The organism is Streptomyces sp. NPDC001536, assembly GCF_042894505.1.
In the GTDB taxonomy this organism is placed as follows: Bacteria; Actinomycetota; Actinomycetes; order Streptomycetales; family Streptomycetaceae; genus Streptomyces.
The window spans coordinates 782,113-797,299 of the sequence record NZ_JBIAVQ010000002.1; the positions used below are offsets into that span (position 1 = coordinate 782,113).

Sequence of the window (15,187 nt, forward strand, 5' to 3'; positions counted from 1 at the left end):
TCGGGGGAGCGCTCCGGGCCGAGCCGATGGAGCGGTCCAGCTGATCATGCCTACGGTTCGCTCCGGTTCGCGTCACGATCAGCCGCGTACGGCACACGACGACCAACGGCACACGTCTTCGTAGGGCATACGAGGGCAGACCCAAGGAGGATCGGGCGGCACGCTCAGCGAGCGTCGGCCCCTGCCCCTGATCCTGTGCCGAGGACGACGGCACAACTCCCCCACGGCCTCAGGGCGCACTCGGGCGAAGGCAGACGCGCACGGACCATCCCCACGATCGTCCGCGCACGACAAACCCCCCACTGTGCAGGTGCCACCGAAGCAGCGCCTTTGTCACCCCCGCGCCCCCGGACGTGGCGGGACGGGCTCAGACGCCCGCGCCCAGCACCGAGTTGATCTGCTGCGGGTCGCCGCAGACGATCAGCAGGGCGCCCGCCCGGCCGTGCGCCAGGGGCAGAACGGTCGCGGCAGAGGAGTCGGGACCGCCGTTGACGGCGACCACGACAACGGGACGCTTGGTGGCACGGCCCACTGCGGCGGCGTCGGTGTAGAAGACGTCGTCACCGGCATCGTGCTGAGCCCAGTAGGAGGCCTCGCCGAAGGACAGCTCGTGGGCGGCCCACGGGTGCTGCTCTCCGGTGGTGATCACCAGCACCTCACCGGGGGCACGACCCGATTCCAGCAGCAGGTCCACGGCTTCCTCGGCGGCGTCGAGCGCGCCTTCGGCGGAGGCCGGGATCAGCTGGATCTGCGGGGATGCCGGAGCCGGAGCGGCGGCGGTGCGGACAGCCGGACCCGACGGTCCGGGCTTGGCGGCCACGTCATGCGGCGCGCGTTGCACCGGGGGCGTGGGCCGGACAGGGCCGGGACGACCGGGACGCGGATGCGCCGCGGGCCGAGGGCCGGGTACGGGACGAGGGGTCGGCGCGGTACGGCCACTGGCCGAAGTGGCGCGGGGACCCTGGGCACTCTCGTGAATCTGAGGCTCCTCGGGAAGGAGAGGCATGGCTGACTTCTATCAAACGTTGGTGCGACTCGCGTCGGCGGGTGGCACATGAGTGCGAACGGAACGGTCAGAAATCGAATCCGAGCTGGCCCTCGATCTCCGGAACGCCACCGTCTGCCCAGCTGCGGGCCTTCTTGAGGTGCCGCCACTGGGGCAGCGCATCAAGATACGCCCAGGACATCCGGTGGAACGGGGTGGGTCCCCGCTCCTCCAGTGCGGCCTTGTGCACGGGCGACGGATACCCGGCATTGTCCGCAAAACCGAAGTCTGCATGGTCGATACCCAGTTCGGCCATCATTTTGTCGCGCTGAACCTTGGCGATCACCGAGGCCGCCGCGACGGCGACGCACGAGCGGTCGCCCTTGATCACCGTACGGACCTTCCAAGGGACCCCGAGATAGTCGTGTTTGCCGTCGAGGATCACCGCGTCGGGCCGGACCGGCAGCGTCTCCAGGGCACGGACCGCCGCCAGTCGCAACGCGGCCGTCATGCCCAGGGTGTCGATCTCCTCCGGGGAGGCGTGCCCGAGGGCGTACGACGTCACCCACTTCCGGAGCTCCTCGTCGAGCGCGGTGCGCCGTTTGACGGTGAGCAGCTTGGAGTCGGTGAGACCTTCGGGGGGTCGGCGCAGTCCGGTGATCGCCGCGCAGACAGTGACGGGGCCGGCCCACGCGCCGCGCCCCACCTCGTCGACACCGGCAATGACTTTCGCTCCGGTCGTGGCACGGAGGGAGCGCTCGACAGTGTGTGTAGGTGGTTCGTACGGCATGGCGTCCTTAGCGTACGCCGCCTGGATCACCCGGCGACACCCTGGTTTCCCCGAGCGCCGCCCCGCCCGGCCCTAGCCACGTTCAGCCCTCGCTCGACCGCAGCAGGGGAAGCATCAACTGGTCGATCATCTCCTCAAGATCCCGATCACTCCATTCGCTCCCGCACATCTTCGATCGGTACATCATCATCGCCGGCATGGCATCGAAGACGTAACTGTTAGCCGCGTCCGGACGGACCTCCTGCCGCTTGATACCACGGGTGATGACTTCACGGAGCAGCCTGATGGTCGGCTCGACGACCCCGCCGAAGATCACTCCATGGAAGCGTTCCGCCTGGATTGGATCGCATTCGTGAATCACTGCACGGAGCGCGAAACCCGGGCGTGAGTACATCGCCGCACGCGCCTGCCGGCACAGCTCGAGCAGGTCCTCGCGCACGCTGCCCAGATCGGGAGCCGTCTCGATGATCGGCAGCCCGGACTGAAGGGCGTCGGCGACGAGATCCTCCTTGGACGGCCAGCGCCGATAGACCGCGGCCTTGCCGGTCTGGGCGCCCGCGGCAACGCCCTCCATCGTGAGGCCTTTCCAGCCGACCGTACTGAGCTGTTCCAGCGCGGCATCGAGGATCGCGCGTTCGAGCACGGCGCCGCGCCGACGGAGGGAGGCCGCCTGAGCGGGGGCGGCCGTCCAGCGCGAGGTAACCATCTGAGTGACTCCAGCGAGCAGAGGAAGCGGGGATTCCGGGGACATGGGGAGCGTGCGCGGCGACGACGGGGGAGCACGCCGCACGACGAGAACCTAAGTGAACGCTTGCGTTCACTATGAGGGACTCACTACGGTTGACGCGACAGTGAACGCGAGCGTTCACTAACGCACTTGTGGGGGACCCATAGTGACAACCTCTCAGTTGATCAAGGAACAGAAGCCGGGTGCGGCCCGCCGGGAAGGACACCCCGGCATCGCGCTCACCGTCATCGCGGCCTGCCAACTCATGGTGGTCCTCGACGCGACGATTGTGAACATCGCCCTCCCGCACATTCAAGACGCTCTCAAGTTCAGCACCACCGACCTCACCTGGGTCGTCAGCGCGTACACACTCACCTTCGGCGGGCTGCTGCTCCTGGGCGGCCGGGCCGGCGACATCCTCGGCCGACGCCGGGTCTTCACGGCCGGCATCCTGCTGTTCACCTTCGCCTCGCTGCTCGGCGGACTCGCCCAGGAACCCTGGCAGTTGCTGGCCGCACGCGTCCTGCAGGGTGTCGGTGGCGCGATCGCGTCGCCCACCTCGCTGGCCCTCATCACCACCACGTTCCCCGAAGGCCCGGAACGGAACAGGGCGTTCGGGGTCTTCGCCGCGGTCTCCGCGGGCGGCGGCGCGATAGGCCTGCTCGCGGGCGGCATGCTCACCGAGTGGCTCGACTGGCGTTGGGTGCTCTTCGTCAATGTGCCGATCGGTGTCCTGATCGCCGTCCTCACGCCGCTGTACATCAGCGAGTCCGAACGGCACACCGGCCGCTTCGACATCGCCGGCGCACTGACCTCGACGGCGGGCATGGCGTCCCTCGTCTACGGCTTCATCCGGGCGGCGGACCAGGGCTGGCGGGACAGTCTGGCCATCGGTTCGTTCGGCGCCGCGATCGTGCTGCTGGTCGCCTTCGTCTTCATCGAGACCCGGGCGAAGGAGCCGATCACCCCGCTGAGGATGTTCGCCGACCGCAACCGCTCGGGCACGTACGTGATCATGCTGAGCCTGGCCGCGGCGATGTTCGGCATGTTCTTCTACATCGTGCTCTTCGTGCAGAACGTGCTGGGGTACACCCCGATCGAGGCAGGTCTCGCCTTCCTCCCGGTCACGGTCGTGATCGCCCTCGGCGCGGGCCTGTCCCAGCGGTTCCTGCCGGTGCTCGGACCCAAGCCCTTCATGATCGTCGGTTCGGCGCTCTCGGTGATCGGACTGTTCTGGCAGACCCTCATCAGCTCCGACAGCTCGTACGCCGGCGGAGTACTCGGCCCGATGCTGGTCTTCGGCTTCGGCATGGGCCTGAACTTCGTCACATTGACGATCACCGCCGTCTCCGGCGTCGCCCAGCACGAGGCGGGCGCGGCGTCCGGACTGCTCAACGCCACGCAGCAGGTGGGCGGATCGCTCGGTCTGTCCATCCTGACGACGGTGTTCGGCACGGCCAGCAAGAACGAGGCGGAGAAGCAGTTGCCGCAGTTCATGGCCGAGGCTTCGCCCGAGCAGAAGGCGGAGTTCGCCAAGACCCACGAGTTGCCCGCTCCCTGGGGGCACGAGGTGCTCACCCAGGGCATCTCGACGGGATTCGTCGCCGCGGCCTCGATGGCCGTACTCGCCCTGGCCACCGCCTGGTTGGTCATCCGGGTCCGCAAGAGCGACCTGGAGGCACTCGCGGGCACGGCGGGCCCCGGAGTCGGCTGACTCCACCTGGCCCGCGCCGCGTCGCGGATGGCCGGACCTCGTCCAGGAAAACCGACGGCGAGGACGACGCTCCGGTCATCCGCACTCCGCGCACGGGACGCGCCAAGACGCGGGCAGCGGGTCGTCCTACAGCCCATGCTCCGGCCGCGACGGCTACCGCGGCCAGCAGAACGACGCACATCGACATGAACCGCATGACCACCCCTCGCACCTCACCTGCCTGTGCGTCCCCATGGCTCACACAGCGGATGACACGACAACGAGCGCACGGTCACGCAGAGTTCCCGGCGTGCACGGAGAGTTTCATGCGGGCGGATACACCGAGGCCTCAGACGGCGGCTGGTAGCCACTCCGGCAGCGCCTCGGTGCGCCCCACCCACGCGGCAGGAGGTGTGCCCGCCTTGCCTCCGGCGATCACTCCGCCCACGATGGCGCAGGTCGTGTCCACGTCGCCGCCCACCTGAGCGGTCGACCAGAACGCCTCCTCGAAGTCCCCGAGGGAGCGGGCGGCCGACCAGAGGGCGAACGGCACCGTGTCATGAGCCGTCGTGCGCCGTCCGCAGCCCAGCACGGCCGCGACCGTGCCCGCGTCGCCGTAGTCGAGCATGTCGCGGGCGCGTCGCAGGCCCGCTCCGACGGCGCTCTTCGGGACGAGCGCGATGACCCCGTCGAGAAGTGCCTCGGGGCTGGGCGGCCCTCCCGGAGCCGCGGCCAGCGATGCCGCCGCCGCGACGGCCATGGCGCCCACCACGGCCTCGCGGTGCTGATGCGTGGGGTAGGCGGAGATCTCCGCCTGGTGGACCGCCTGCTCCGGGTCGTCCGCGTACCAGGCTCCCAGGGGTGCGATCCGCATCGCGGCGCCGTTGCCCCAGGACCCCTGCCCGTTGAAGAGCGCGGCGGAGAGCTCACGCCAGTCGCCGCCCTCCCGGACCAGTCGCAGAAGACGGTTGACGGCGGGGCCGTAGCCACGGTCGAAGTCGTGGTGGTGGGCGAAGGAGTGGGCCAGGGCGTCCTGGTCGATCCGGTGGTGCGCGCTCAGGACGGCCACCACAGAGCAGGCCATCTCGGTGTCGTCCGTCCACTGCCAGGGGCCGGACGGCAGCTCGCGGCGCTTGAGCAGCGGGTAGTTCACCGGCACGAAGAACTGTGAGCCCAGCGCGTCCCCGACCGCGAGTCCGCGCAGGCTGGACAGGGCGCGGTCCAGGCGGCCGTCGGGGGAGGAATCAGCGGTCATCGCTCTGCCACTCTATCCGGTGATCCCGTACGGTTCCGGATCTCGCCATCGGTCGAACGGCCGGTCAAGCGCGTATTTGCCGTCGTCTCCGAGAACGAGCATCCGCATCTCCGCGTTCCCCGGGTTCGACAGGGACTCGAATTCCGCGACGGACCAGTGGAACCAGCGCATGCAGAACAGGCGCATCGCGAGGCCATGGGTCACCAGCAGGACGTTCGGCGGATGGTCGGGTGCCTCGAAGCTGCGGAACAGGCTCTCCAGGAAGCCGCCGACCCGGTCGTACACGTCGGCCCCGGACTCTCCCTGGGCGAAGCGGTAGAAGAAGTGGCCGTAGGCGTCCCGATAGGCCTTCTGGAGGCGTACGTCGTCACGGTCCTGCCAGTTCCCCCAGTCCTGCTCACGCAGCCGGGGCTCCTCACGCACGCGTACGAGCTCCGGGTCGAGGTGGAAGGCGCGGAACGTCTCGTGGGTGCGGCGGTACGGGGAGACGTACACGCTGACCCGCTCGCGGCCGAACACCTCGCGCACCCGTTTGCCGGTCTCCTCGGCCTGCTGCCAGCCCCGCTCGGTCAGTGCCAGAGCGTGGTCCGGCTCGCGTTCGTACACGGTGTCATCAACATTGCCCGTTGACTCGCCGTGTCGGACAAGGACGATGCGCCGTGGTCGTGCCATGCCAAGACCCTAGATCGAGTGACGGCCGATCGAGCACCCGTACGGCCTCCATACGGCGTAGGTCACACATTTCCTGCACCACGGGCCACACCAGGGCACACGATCATCAGTCCGGTTTTCAAACCGTCCAGCTCGGTTCCAGCTCCACGATGTCGCCCGTCAGGGACGCCACGTCCGCCTCCGTCTGGGCGCGCAGCGCGAGGCGCTCGATCCGCTCCGTGCGGTACTTGCCGTGCTCGGCGGCCGACTGCCACATCGACAGCACCAGGAACTCGTGGCCCGGTGCCTCACCGAACAGTCCGCGGATCATGCCGGGCGAGCCGGCCATCGCGGGGTTCCAGACCTTCTCCTGCATCAGCGTGAAGTGCTCGGCGCGCTCGCCGTGGACCCGGCAGTGGGCGACCCGTACCAGGTCGGTGTCCGTGAAGCGCGGTTCGAAGCCGGTCTTCACGTCGAAGCGGTAGTCGAAGAGTTTGACCTGGGCGTCCTTGAACGTGCCGGACTGCGTGGACGCGAGCCGGTCGTGGGAACGGGCCATGAAGGAGTCGTAGAAGGAACGGCTCTCCCAGAAGGAGAAGATGTGCGCCACTCCGGGCCGCCCCCGGCTCCAGCCTCCGCCCTGTCCCCGAAACCCCGGCTCCCCCAGAAGCCCCGCCCATTTTCGCTGCCCCCGCTCGAAGCCGCGGCGGTCCACCACGGTGCAGCGAATCCACTTGACCAGCACCGCGCCATCGTACGGCCAGGCAGCGTGGCCCAGGTCACGCTCCGACAGAGATCTCTCCCGCGAGCGGCACGCGCGCGTGGCAGGATGGACAACCGGCCCCGACTGCCTGGCAGTTCGGACCGTGGACACGGGGAAGGGGAAACCTGGTGAACGCCCTCAACAAGGGGATCCGCAAGGTCGAGGTCTCGCTGAAGTGGGATCCGAGTCCGGTGGGGAGCGCCGCCACCGATCTGGACATCGTCGCCGCGACGTATCTGGAGGCGGATCCGTACGGCGATCCCGCCTATGTGGTGCACTTCGACAGCCGCTCCCCCGACGGCACCATCACCCTCAACCGGGACAGCAAGGACGGCAAGGGCTTCGGCTGGGACGAGGTCATGACCCTTGAGCTCAACCGGCTCGACAGCCGGTACGCGCGCGTGGTCGTCGGTGTCGTCATCCAGCAGCGCTCCGAGGAGCGGACATTCGTCGGCGTGATCAACCCGGCGTTGCGGATCCGCGAGGGGTACACCGTGCTCACCGAGGACGACTTCGGCAGCGTCCTCGGGGCCACTGCGGCGACGGTCGCGGAATTCGTGCGGGACGGGTCCGGAACGTGGGAGCTCCACCCCGGCATCCACGGCTTCGAGGACGACCCCGCGGGGTACACACGGGCCATGGGGCAGGCACACCGGCCCTGATCCAGGGCTGCTGTCGCCCGGATACCTGGGCTCCGCCGTCGAACCGGCCCACCAGATCCCCAGGGAGGGCGTCAGGACCGGCAAAGTGCTCGTCCAGGATGCCGGCGACGTCGACTCCGGCGAGTTCATCCGCCGCCCGTGGCACATGCGCCCGACGTCGACGACCATCACGCTCCGGGAACGGCAAGAGGCGGTGGAGCCGGTAACCGGCTCCACCGCCCTCACTTGGTCATGCGCTCCAGATCAGCTGCAACCGCTGGTCGAGCCGCAGCCCTCGCAGATGTAGCAGGAACCGGCCCGCTGCATCTTCGTACCGCAGGAGAAGCAGAGCGGGGCGTCGGCCTGGATGCCCAGCTGCATCTCCACCAGCTCGGCGCTGGTGTGGGCCTGCTTCGGGGCGGGCTTGGCCGCCTCGACCTCGGCCTTGGGGGTGACGACGGCCTTGAGCTCCTGGGCGCGCGGCGCCGACTGGGCCAGCCCCTCGACGTCCACCTCGTCGTCGGACGGCTCGTACGAACCGGTCTCCAGGTGGCGCTGACGCTCCTCGGCGGAGTGGATGCCGAGCGCGGAACGCGTCTCGAAGGGCAGGAAGTCGAGCGCCAGGCGGCGGAAGATGTAGTCGACGATCGACTGCGCCATCCGCACGTCCGGGTCGTCCGTCATACCGGCCGGCTCGAAGCGCATGTTCGTGAACTTGGAGACGTACGTCTCCAGCGGCACGCCGTACTGGAGGCCGACGGACACCGCGATGGAGAAGGCGTCCATCATGCCCGCGAGGGTGGAGCCCTGCTTGGACATCTTCAGGAAGACCTCGCCGAGACCGTCGTCCGGGTAGGAGTTGGCGGTCATGTAGCCCTCGGCGCCACCGACCGTGAAGGACGTCGTGATCCCGGGACGGCCCTTGGGCAGACGCTTGCGGACCGGGCGGTACTCGACGACCTTCTCGACCGTCTCGCGGATGGTCGCCTCGGCCTTCGCCGTGACCTCGGTCTTCTCCTTCTCCTTGGTCTTGGCGGAGAGGGGCTGGCCGACCTTGCAGTTGTCGCGGTAGATGGCGAGCGCCTTGACGCCCATCTTCCAGGCCTCGAAGTAGACCTCTTCGACGTCCTCGACAGTCGCCGTCTCCGGCAGGTTGACCGTCTTGGAGAGCGCGCCGGAGATCCACGGCTGGATCGCCGCCATCATGCGGACGTGGCCCATCGCGGAGATGGAGCGCTCGCCCATGGCGCAGTCGAAGACCTCGTAGTGCTCGTGCTTGAGGCCCGGGGCGTCGACGACATTGCCGTTCTCGGCGATGTGGGCGACGATCGCCTCGATCTGCTCCTCCTGGTAACCCAGGCGGCGCAGGGCCTGCGGGACGGTGCCGTTGACGATCTGCATCGAGCCGCCGCCGACCAGCTTCTTGAACTTGACCAGGGCGAGGTCGGGCTCGAGGCCGGTGGTGTCGCAGGACATCGCGAGACCGATGGTGCCGGTCGGGGCGATGACGGACGCCTGGGAATTACGGAAACCGTTCTTCTCACCGAGACGCAGCACGTCCTGCCAGGCCTCCGTGGCGGCGGCCCAGATCGGCGAGTCCAGGTCGTCCATGCGGACGGCCTTGGTGTTCTCGTCCGCGTGCTGCTTCATGACGCGCAGGTGCGGCTGCGCGTTGCGGGCGTAGCCGTCGTACGCGCCGACGACCGCGGCGAGTTCGGCGGAACGCTTGTACGACGTGCCGGTCATCAGGGAGGTGATGGCACCGGCGAGGGCGCGGCCGCCGTCCGAGTCGTACGCGTGGCCGGTCGCCATCAGCAGGGCGCCGAGGTTGGCGTAGCCGATGCCGAGCTGGCGGAACGCGCGCGTGTTCTCACCGATCTTCTGCGTCGGGAAGTCCGCGAAGCAGATGGAGATGTCCATCGCGGTGATGACGAGCTCGACGACCTTGGCGAAGCGCTCGACCTCGAAGGACTGGTGGCCCTTGCCGTCGTCCTTGAGGAACTTCATCAGGTTCAGCGAGGCGAGGTTGCAGGACGTGTTGTCCAGGTGCATGTACTCGCTGCAGGGGTTCGAGCCGTTGATACGGCCGGACTCCGGGCAGGTGTGCCAGTGGTTGATGGTGTCGTCGTACTGGATGCCCGGGTCGGCGCAGGCCCAGGCCGCCTCGGCCATCTTGCGGAACAGGCTCTTGGCGTCGACCTCTTCGATGACCTCGCCGGTCATACGGGACGTCAGGCCGAACTTGCCGCCCGTCTCGACGGCCTTCATGAACGTGTCGTTCACACGGACCGAGTTGTTGGCGTTCTGGTACTGGACGGACGTGATGTCGTCGCCGCCCAGGTCCATGTCGAAGCCCGCGTCGCGCAGGGCGCGGATCTTCTCCTCTTCCTTCACCTTGGTCTCGATGAAGTCCTCGATGTCGGGGTGGTCGACGTCGAGGATGACCATCTTGGCGGCGCGACGGGTCGCACCACCGGACTTGATCGTTCCCGCGGAGGCGTCGGCACCGCGCATGAAGGAGACGGGACCCGAGGCGTTGCCGCCGGAGGACAGCAGTTCCTTGGAGGAGCGGATCCGGGAGAGGTTCAGGCCGGCGCCGGAGCCGCCCTTGAAGATCATGCCCTCTTCCTTGTACCAGTCGAGGATCGACTCCATGGAGTCGTCGACGGCCAGGATGAAGCACGCGGAGACCTGCTGCGGCTGCGGGGTTCCGACGTTGAACCAGACGGGGCTGTTGAAGCTGAAGATCTGGTGCAGGAGGGCGTACGCCAGCTCATGCTCGAAGATCTCGGCGTCGGCGGGCGAGGCGAAGTACTTGTAGTCCTCGCCGGCCTTCCGATACGTCTTCACGATGCGGTCGATCAGCTGCTTGAGGCCGGTCTCGCGCTGCGGGGTGCCGACGGCACCGCGGAAGTACTTGCTGGTGACGATGTTGACCGCGTTCACCGACCAGAAGTCGGGGAACTCGACGCCACGCTGCTCGAAGTTGACCGAGCCGTCGCGCCAGTTGGTCATGACGACGTCACGGCGCTCCCAGGCCACCTCGTCGTACGGGTGCACGCCGGGGGTGGTGTGGATGCGCTCGATACGCAGTCCCTTGGTCGCCTTGGTGCCCTTGGCGCGGGAACTCCGTGCCGGACCGCTCGCCGTCTCTGTCATGCCGCCTCCCTGTACGGGCTAAAACGCCCTGAAGTGCCCCGATGTTCCCGGGCACGGTGTTCTGTCTGGTGTTGCGGGCACCCTCTCGCTGCCACCCGCAACAGGTCTTCGTTCGCCGCCGTCCGGACCGGTTCCGGTGTCTCCGACCGGGCCGGCCCGCCGATCAGTCGGCGGCGCCTGCGGGCTCGGGGACCTGAACGGCCTCTCCCGACCCGCGATCGTCTTCCTGGCTCCCCGTGACAGCACCTTCGCGGTCCTCGTCGTCCGCAACGGGGCGTCCCGCCGATTGCCTGAGCTCCACGATCGCGGCCTCGAAGTCCTCGAGCGAGTCGAACGCCCGGTAGACGGAGGCGAATCGCAGATAGGCGACCAGGTCGAGTTCCTGCAACGGGCCGAGTATGGCCAGCCCCACGTCATGGGTGGTCAGCTCGGCGCTTCCGGTGGCCCGCACCGCCTCCTCGACCCTCTGGCCGAGTTGGGCGAGCGCGTCCTCGGTGACAGGTCGTCCCTGGCATGCCTTGCGCACGCCGTTGATGACCTTGGTACGACTGAAAGGCTCGGTGACTCCGGACCGCTTGACCACCATGAGCGAACACGTCTCCACGGTCGTGAAACGACGGGAGCAGTCCGGACACTGGCGGCGCCTGCGGATCGACGTGCCGTCGTCGGTCGTACGACTGTCGACGACGCGGCTGTCGGGGTGCCGGCAGAAGGGGCAGTGCATGAAGTCCCAACCCTCCTCACAGCAGACTCAATAGCCTCGTTGGACCTCTTGGGCCCCTCGAAGCAGCCCCAAGCATAGGCGATCGCCGAGGGCCCGAAGACCCGGGGGACCACAACTTCTGGGCTGCTGTAGCAATCCAAGCACTAGATGTAGGGATCGGCTCTATAAACACGCCGTACGCGCGTGTCGCGCCCGTATTGGCATGTGCCGCACGACAACGCCACCACGCCGGGGACGCTCGTGCACAGGCGTACCGCTGCGGCGCATGCGGAGATACCGTGGGCACCGCAGGGAGGGGACGTGGGGCTCCCGCGCAGATGAGGACCGGGGCCCTGTCACCGGAACACCGGATGGCAGACTGGGGCGACAACCCGCGAGGTCACCACCTCGGCGGTGAAGAGTACAGCAATGAGCCCTTTTGTCCGCTGGGCAACGCGTTAGCCATACACCCAGACACATGATCGCGGCAGGCAATCCGCGATTTTTCACTCGAACGTGTGTTTGGCGCAACCTTTCGAAAGCAACTACCGTTGTCCAGCAGGGAGACCATCGAGAGGGGCCGACGTGACCACCACCGCAGACAGTGCCACCATCACTGCCCAGGACCGCTCCCAGGGCCGACTCGAGCCGGTGCATGCGATGAACGAAGCCACGAATCCCGAGGGGCACAAGCGCTCCCTGCCGGGCCGACCTCCGGGGATCCGGGCCGACAGCTCGGGGCTCACCGACCGGCAGCGTCGGGTGATCGAGGTCATCAGGGACTCCGTGCAGCGGCGCGGCTACCCGCCGTCCATGCGGGAGATCGGACAGGCCGTCGGCCTCTCCAGCACCTCTTCTGTCGCACACCAGCTCATGGCACTGGAGCGCAAGGGCTTCCTGCGCCGCGACCCGCACCGCCCACGCGCCTACGAGGTGCGCGGCTCCGACCAGGCCGCCTCCGTGCAGCCCACGGACACCGCCGGCAAGCCCGCCGCGTCCTACGTCCCGCTGGTGGGCCGTATCGCCGCCGGTGGCCCGATCCTCGCGGAGGAGTCCGTCGAGGACGTGTTCCCGCTCCCCCGACAGCTCGTCGGTGACGGTGAGTTGTTCGTCCTGAAGGTCGTCGGCGACTCCATGATCGAGGCCGCGATCTGCGACGGCGACTGGGTCACGGTCCGCCGCCAGCCCGTCGCCGAGAACGGCGACATCGTGGCCGCGATGCTCGACGGCGAGGCCACCGTCAAGCGCTTCAAGCGCGAGGACGGCCATGTCTGGCTCCTCCCGCACAACGCCGCGTACGAGCCGATCCCCGGCGACGACGCGACCATCCTCGGCAAGGTGGTGGCGGTGCTGCGCCGCGTGTGACGGCTACGGCGAGCGGACCACTTCGAGGTCCGCCCTCTGACTGGGCCTCGGGACCTCTGCGCCGGTTCCGGGGCCCAGCGCTTTGGGGGCGACCGGCGCCCGCAAGGCGACCGGCGCCTTCCGGTGAGGGTGCGGGGGGGGGGGGGGGGGGGGGGGGGGGGGGGGGCCCGGCCCCCCCCCCCCCCCCCCCCCCCCCCCCACCCTCACTGCGCTTCGGCCGGCTTCGCCGCCGCGTCGATCGCGGCCAGCGACTTCCGGACCTGGTTACGGTCCGTCGTGTACCAGAAGTCCGGCAGCGAGGCCTTCAGATAGCTCCCGTACCGCGCGGTGGCGAGCCGCTGATCCAGTACGGCGACCACGCCCCGGTCCCCCGACGCCCGTACGAGACGGCCGGCGCCCTGCGCCATGAGCAGCGCCGCGTGCGTGGCGGCGACCGCCATGAAGCCGTTGCCGCCCGCGTCCTCCACCGCCTTCTGCCGGGCGCTCATGAGCGGGTCGTCGGGGCGCGGGAACGGGATCTTGTCCATCACGACCAGCTGGCAGCTGGGACCGGGGACATCGACGCCCTGCCACAGCGACAGGGTGCCGAACAGGCAGGTCTGCGGATCTGCCGCGAAGTTCTTGATCAGCTCGCCGAGGGTCTCCTCGCCCTGGAGAAGGATCGGGAACTCGGGGATACGGGATCGAAGTTCCTCGGCGGCGAGCTGGGCGGCCCGCATCGAGGAGAACAGGCCCAGGGTGCGGCCCCCTGCTGCCTGGATCAGCTCCGTCAGCTCGTCGAGCATGTCCGCTCGGTCGCCGTCCCGCGCGGGGCGTGAGAGGTGCTTGGCGACATAGAGGATGCCTTGCTTCGGGTAGTCGAAGGGCGAGCCGACGTCGACTCCCTTCCACTGCGGGAGGTCGTCTCCCTCGGTGCCCTCGGGGGCGAGTCCCAGGGAGGCACCGACGCCGTTGAAATCGCCGCCCAGCTTCAGGGTCGCCGAGGTCAGGACGACGGAACGGTCCGCGAAGAGCTTCTCTCTCAACAGGCCCGACACGGACATGGGGGCGACTCGCAGGGAGGCACCGAAGCGGTCGTGCCGTTCGTACCACACGACGTCCCACTCGGAGCCGTTGGTGATCCGCTCGGCCACGTCATGCACGTTCTCGACGGAAGCCAGAGCCTGCTTGCGTACGGCGTCCTCGTCCTGGACGGACTTGTCGCGGGTGGCGCCGATCGCGGAGATGACGGTGCGGGCGGCGTCGCGCAGCGCCATGAGGGCGTAGCCGAGGTCTTCCGGGATCTCCTCCAGGCGGCCCGGCAGCGCGAGCTCCATCAGCCGCTCGAAGCCCTCGGCGGCGGTCTGGAGCTGGTCGGCGGCCTTCTCATTGACGAGTTTCGCCGCTCGGCGCACCGCGCGGTTGACCTGCCCCGGGGTGAGCTCGCCGGTGGCGACTCCGGTGACCCGAGAGACCAGTTCGTGCGCCTCGTCGACGATCAGCACCTCGTGCTGCGGGAGCACCGGGGCGCCCTCGATGGCGTCGATGGCCAGGAGCGCGTGGTTGGTGACGACGACCTCGGCGAGCTTGGCGCGCTCACGGGCCATCTCGGCGAAGCACTCCGCGCCGTACGCGCACTTCGTGGCACCCAGGCACTCCCGGGACGACACCGACACCTGGGCCCAGGCCCGGTCGGAGACGCCCGGGGTGAGATCGTCGCGGTCGCCGTTCTCCGTCTCGTCCGACCACTCGCGCAGGCGCAGCAGGTCCTGGCCCAGCTTGCTGGTGGGCGCGGCCGCCTCGAACTGGTCGAAGAGACCCTCCTCCTCTTCCTGCGGCACGCCCTCGTGGAGGCGGTGCAGACACAGGTAGTTCGACCTGCCCTTGAGCATCGCGAACTCCGGGCGACGGCGGAGCTGAGGGTGCAGCGCGTCGACCGTGCGGGGGAGGTCCCGCTCCACGAGCTGGCGCTGAAGGGCCAGGGTGGCGGTGGCCACGACGACTCTCTCCCCGTGCGCGAGCGCGGGCACGAGATAGCCCAGCGACTTTCCGGTGCCGGTGCCGGCCTGGACCAGCAGATGGGAGCCGTCGTCGATCGCCTCCGCGACGGCTTCGGCCATGGTCACCTGACCTGGGCGCTCCGTGCCGCCGACGGCAGCGACGGCGGCATGCAGGAGTTCGGGGAGTGAGGGCTTCGTCATAGCGCGACAACCCTACGGCCCACCACTGACAAACGAGAGGCCAAGGGGGGACGAGGGGCGGGATCAAGGCCGGGGGCGGGAGAGGCTGGGGATCGGATGGGTTCGGTTGGGGTCGGGATTGGGAGGTTCAGGTGCGGTCTCAGACTGTTCGGAGGTGAGATCGGTTCGGATGTGAGAGAGGTACGTCGGGATCGGTCCAGGTCGGTCAGTTGCGGACGGGATCGGTCGGCTGAGTGCCGGGCCGTCGGACACTCATGCCCGGACCAAGTCGGGCG

12 protein-coding genes are annotated in these 15,187 nt (G+C 68.7%); 3 read left to right on the plus strand and 9 right to left on the minus strand.

Features of this window, described 5'->3' with window-relative positions; genetic code table 11:
* Window positions 1-367: 367 nt before the first annotated feature.
* From ACFY0U_RS08555 to ACFY0U_RS08565, 3 genes are all read right to left on the minus strand, one after another.
* Window positions 368-1,006: a hypothetical protein gene (locus ACFY0U_RS08555; protein ID WP_388632164.1), complete on the minus strand. Its 639-nt coding sequence runs from the start codon at window positions 1,004-1,006 to the stop codon at window positions 368-370.
* Window positions 1,007-1,073: 67 nt separating this feature from the next.
* Window positions 1,074-1,775, minus strand: a complete 702-nt coding sequence (locus ACFY0U_RS08560; RefSeq protein ID WP_388632392.1) for a ribonuclease HII — start codon at window positions 1,773-1,775, stop codon at window positions 1,074-1,076.
* 82 nt (window positions 1,776-1,857) lie between these two features.
* On the minus strand, window positions 1,858-2,481 hold the full coding sequence (locus ACFY0U_RS08565) for a TetR/AcrR family transcriptional regulator (protein ID WP_388632167.1): 624 nt from the start codon (window positions 2,479-2,481) through the stop codon (window positions 1,858-1,860).
* Between the two features lie 187 nt (window positions 2,482-2,668).
* Here ACFY0U_RS08565 and ACFY0U_RS08570 point away from each other — a divergent pair, with 187 nt between their 5' ends.
* The gene (locus ACFY0U_RS08570; RefSeq protein WP_388632170.1) at window positions 2,669-4,216 is read left to right on the plus strand and encodes an MFS transporter; all 1,548 of its coding nucleotides are present in this window, start codon (window positions 2,669-2,671) and stop codon (window positions 4,214-4,216) included.
* 328 nt (window positions 4,217-4,544) lie between these two features.
* Here ACFY0U_RS08570 and ACFY0U_RS08575 read toward each other — a convergent pair whose 3' ends face one another.
* From ACFY0U_RS08575 to ACFY0U_RS08585, 3 genes are all read right to left on the minus strand, one after another.
* Complete coding sequence (locus ACFY0U_RS08575; RefSeq protein WP_388632173.1) at window positions 4,545-5,450, minus strand: ADP-ribosylglycohydrolase family protein; 906 nt, start codon at window positions 5,448-5,450, stop codon at window positions 4,545-4,547.
* A gap of 12 nt (window positions 5,451-5,462) precedes the next feature.
* Window positions 5,463-6,122: a histidine phosphatase family protein gene (locus ACFY0U_RS08580; RefSeq protein ID WP_388632176.1), complete on the minus strand. Its 660-nt coding sequence runs from the start codon at window positions 6,120-6,122 to the stop codon at window positions 5,463-5,465.
* A 118-nt stretch (window positions 6,123-6,240) separates the two neighbouring features.
* On the minus strand, window positions 6,241-6,846 hold the full coding sequence (locus tag ACFY0U_RS08585; protein WP_388632179.1) for a YdbC family protein: 606 nt from the start codon (window positions 6,844-6,846) through the stop codon (window positions 6,241-6,243).
* Between the two features lie 146 nt (window positions 6,847-6,992).
* On the opposite strand from ACFY0U_RS08585, the gene ACFY0U_RS08590 reads away from it, so the two are divergent.
* Window positions 6,993-7,526, plus strand: coding sequence for a TerD family protein (locus tag ACFY0U_RS08590; RefSeq protein ID WP_388632182.1), 534 nt, complete (start codon window positions 6,993-6,995; stop codon window positions 7,524-7,526).
* 243 nt (window positions 7,527-7,769) lie between these two features.
* On the opposite strand, the gene ACFY0U_RS08595 is transcribed toward ACFY0U_RS08590, so the two are convergent.
* Both ACFY0U_RS08595 and nrdR read right to left on the minus strand, forming a co-directional pair.
* Window positions 7,770-10,664, minus strand: a complete 2,895-nt coding sequence (locus ACFY0U_RS08595) for a vitamin B12-dependent ribonucleotide reductase (RefSeq protein WP_388632185.1) — start codon at window positions 10,662-10,664, stop codon at window positions 7,770-7,772.
* A gap of 163 nt (window positions 10,665-10,827) precedes the next feature.
* Complete coding sequence (gene nrdR, locus ACFY0U_RS08600; RefSeq protein ID WP_388632188.1) at window positions 10,828-11,388, minus strand: transcriptional regulator NrdR; 561 nt, start codon at window positions 11,386-11,388, stop codon at window positions 10,828-10,830.
* A gap of 564 nt (window positions 11,389-11,952) precedes the next feature.
* Here nrdR and lexA point away from each other — a divergent pair.
* Window positions 11,953-12,732, plus strand: coding sequence for a transcriptional repressor LexA (gene lexA / locus ACFY0U_RS08605; protein ID WP_171145262.1), 780 nt, complete (start codon window positions 11,953-11,955; stop codon window positions 12,730-12,732).
* Window positions 12,733-12,935: 203 nt separating this feature from the next.
* Here the strand turns inward: lexA and ACFY0U_RS08610 are convergent, their stop codons facing one another.
* Window positions 12,936-14,912, minus strand: a complete 1,977-nt coding sequence (locus tag ACFY0U_RS08610; protein WP_388632192.1) for an ATP-dependent DNA helicase — start codon at window positions 14,910-14,912, stop codon at window positions 12,936-12,938.
* Window positions 14,913-15,187: the final 275 nt, after the last annotated feature.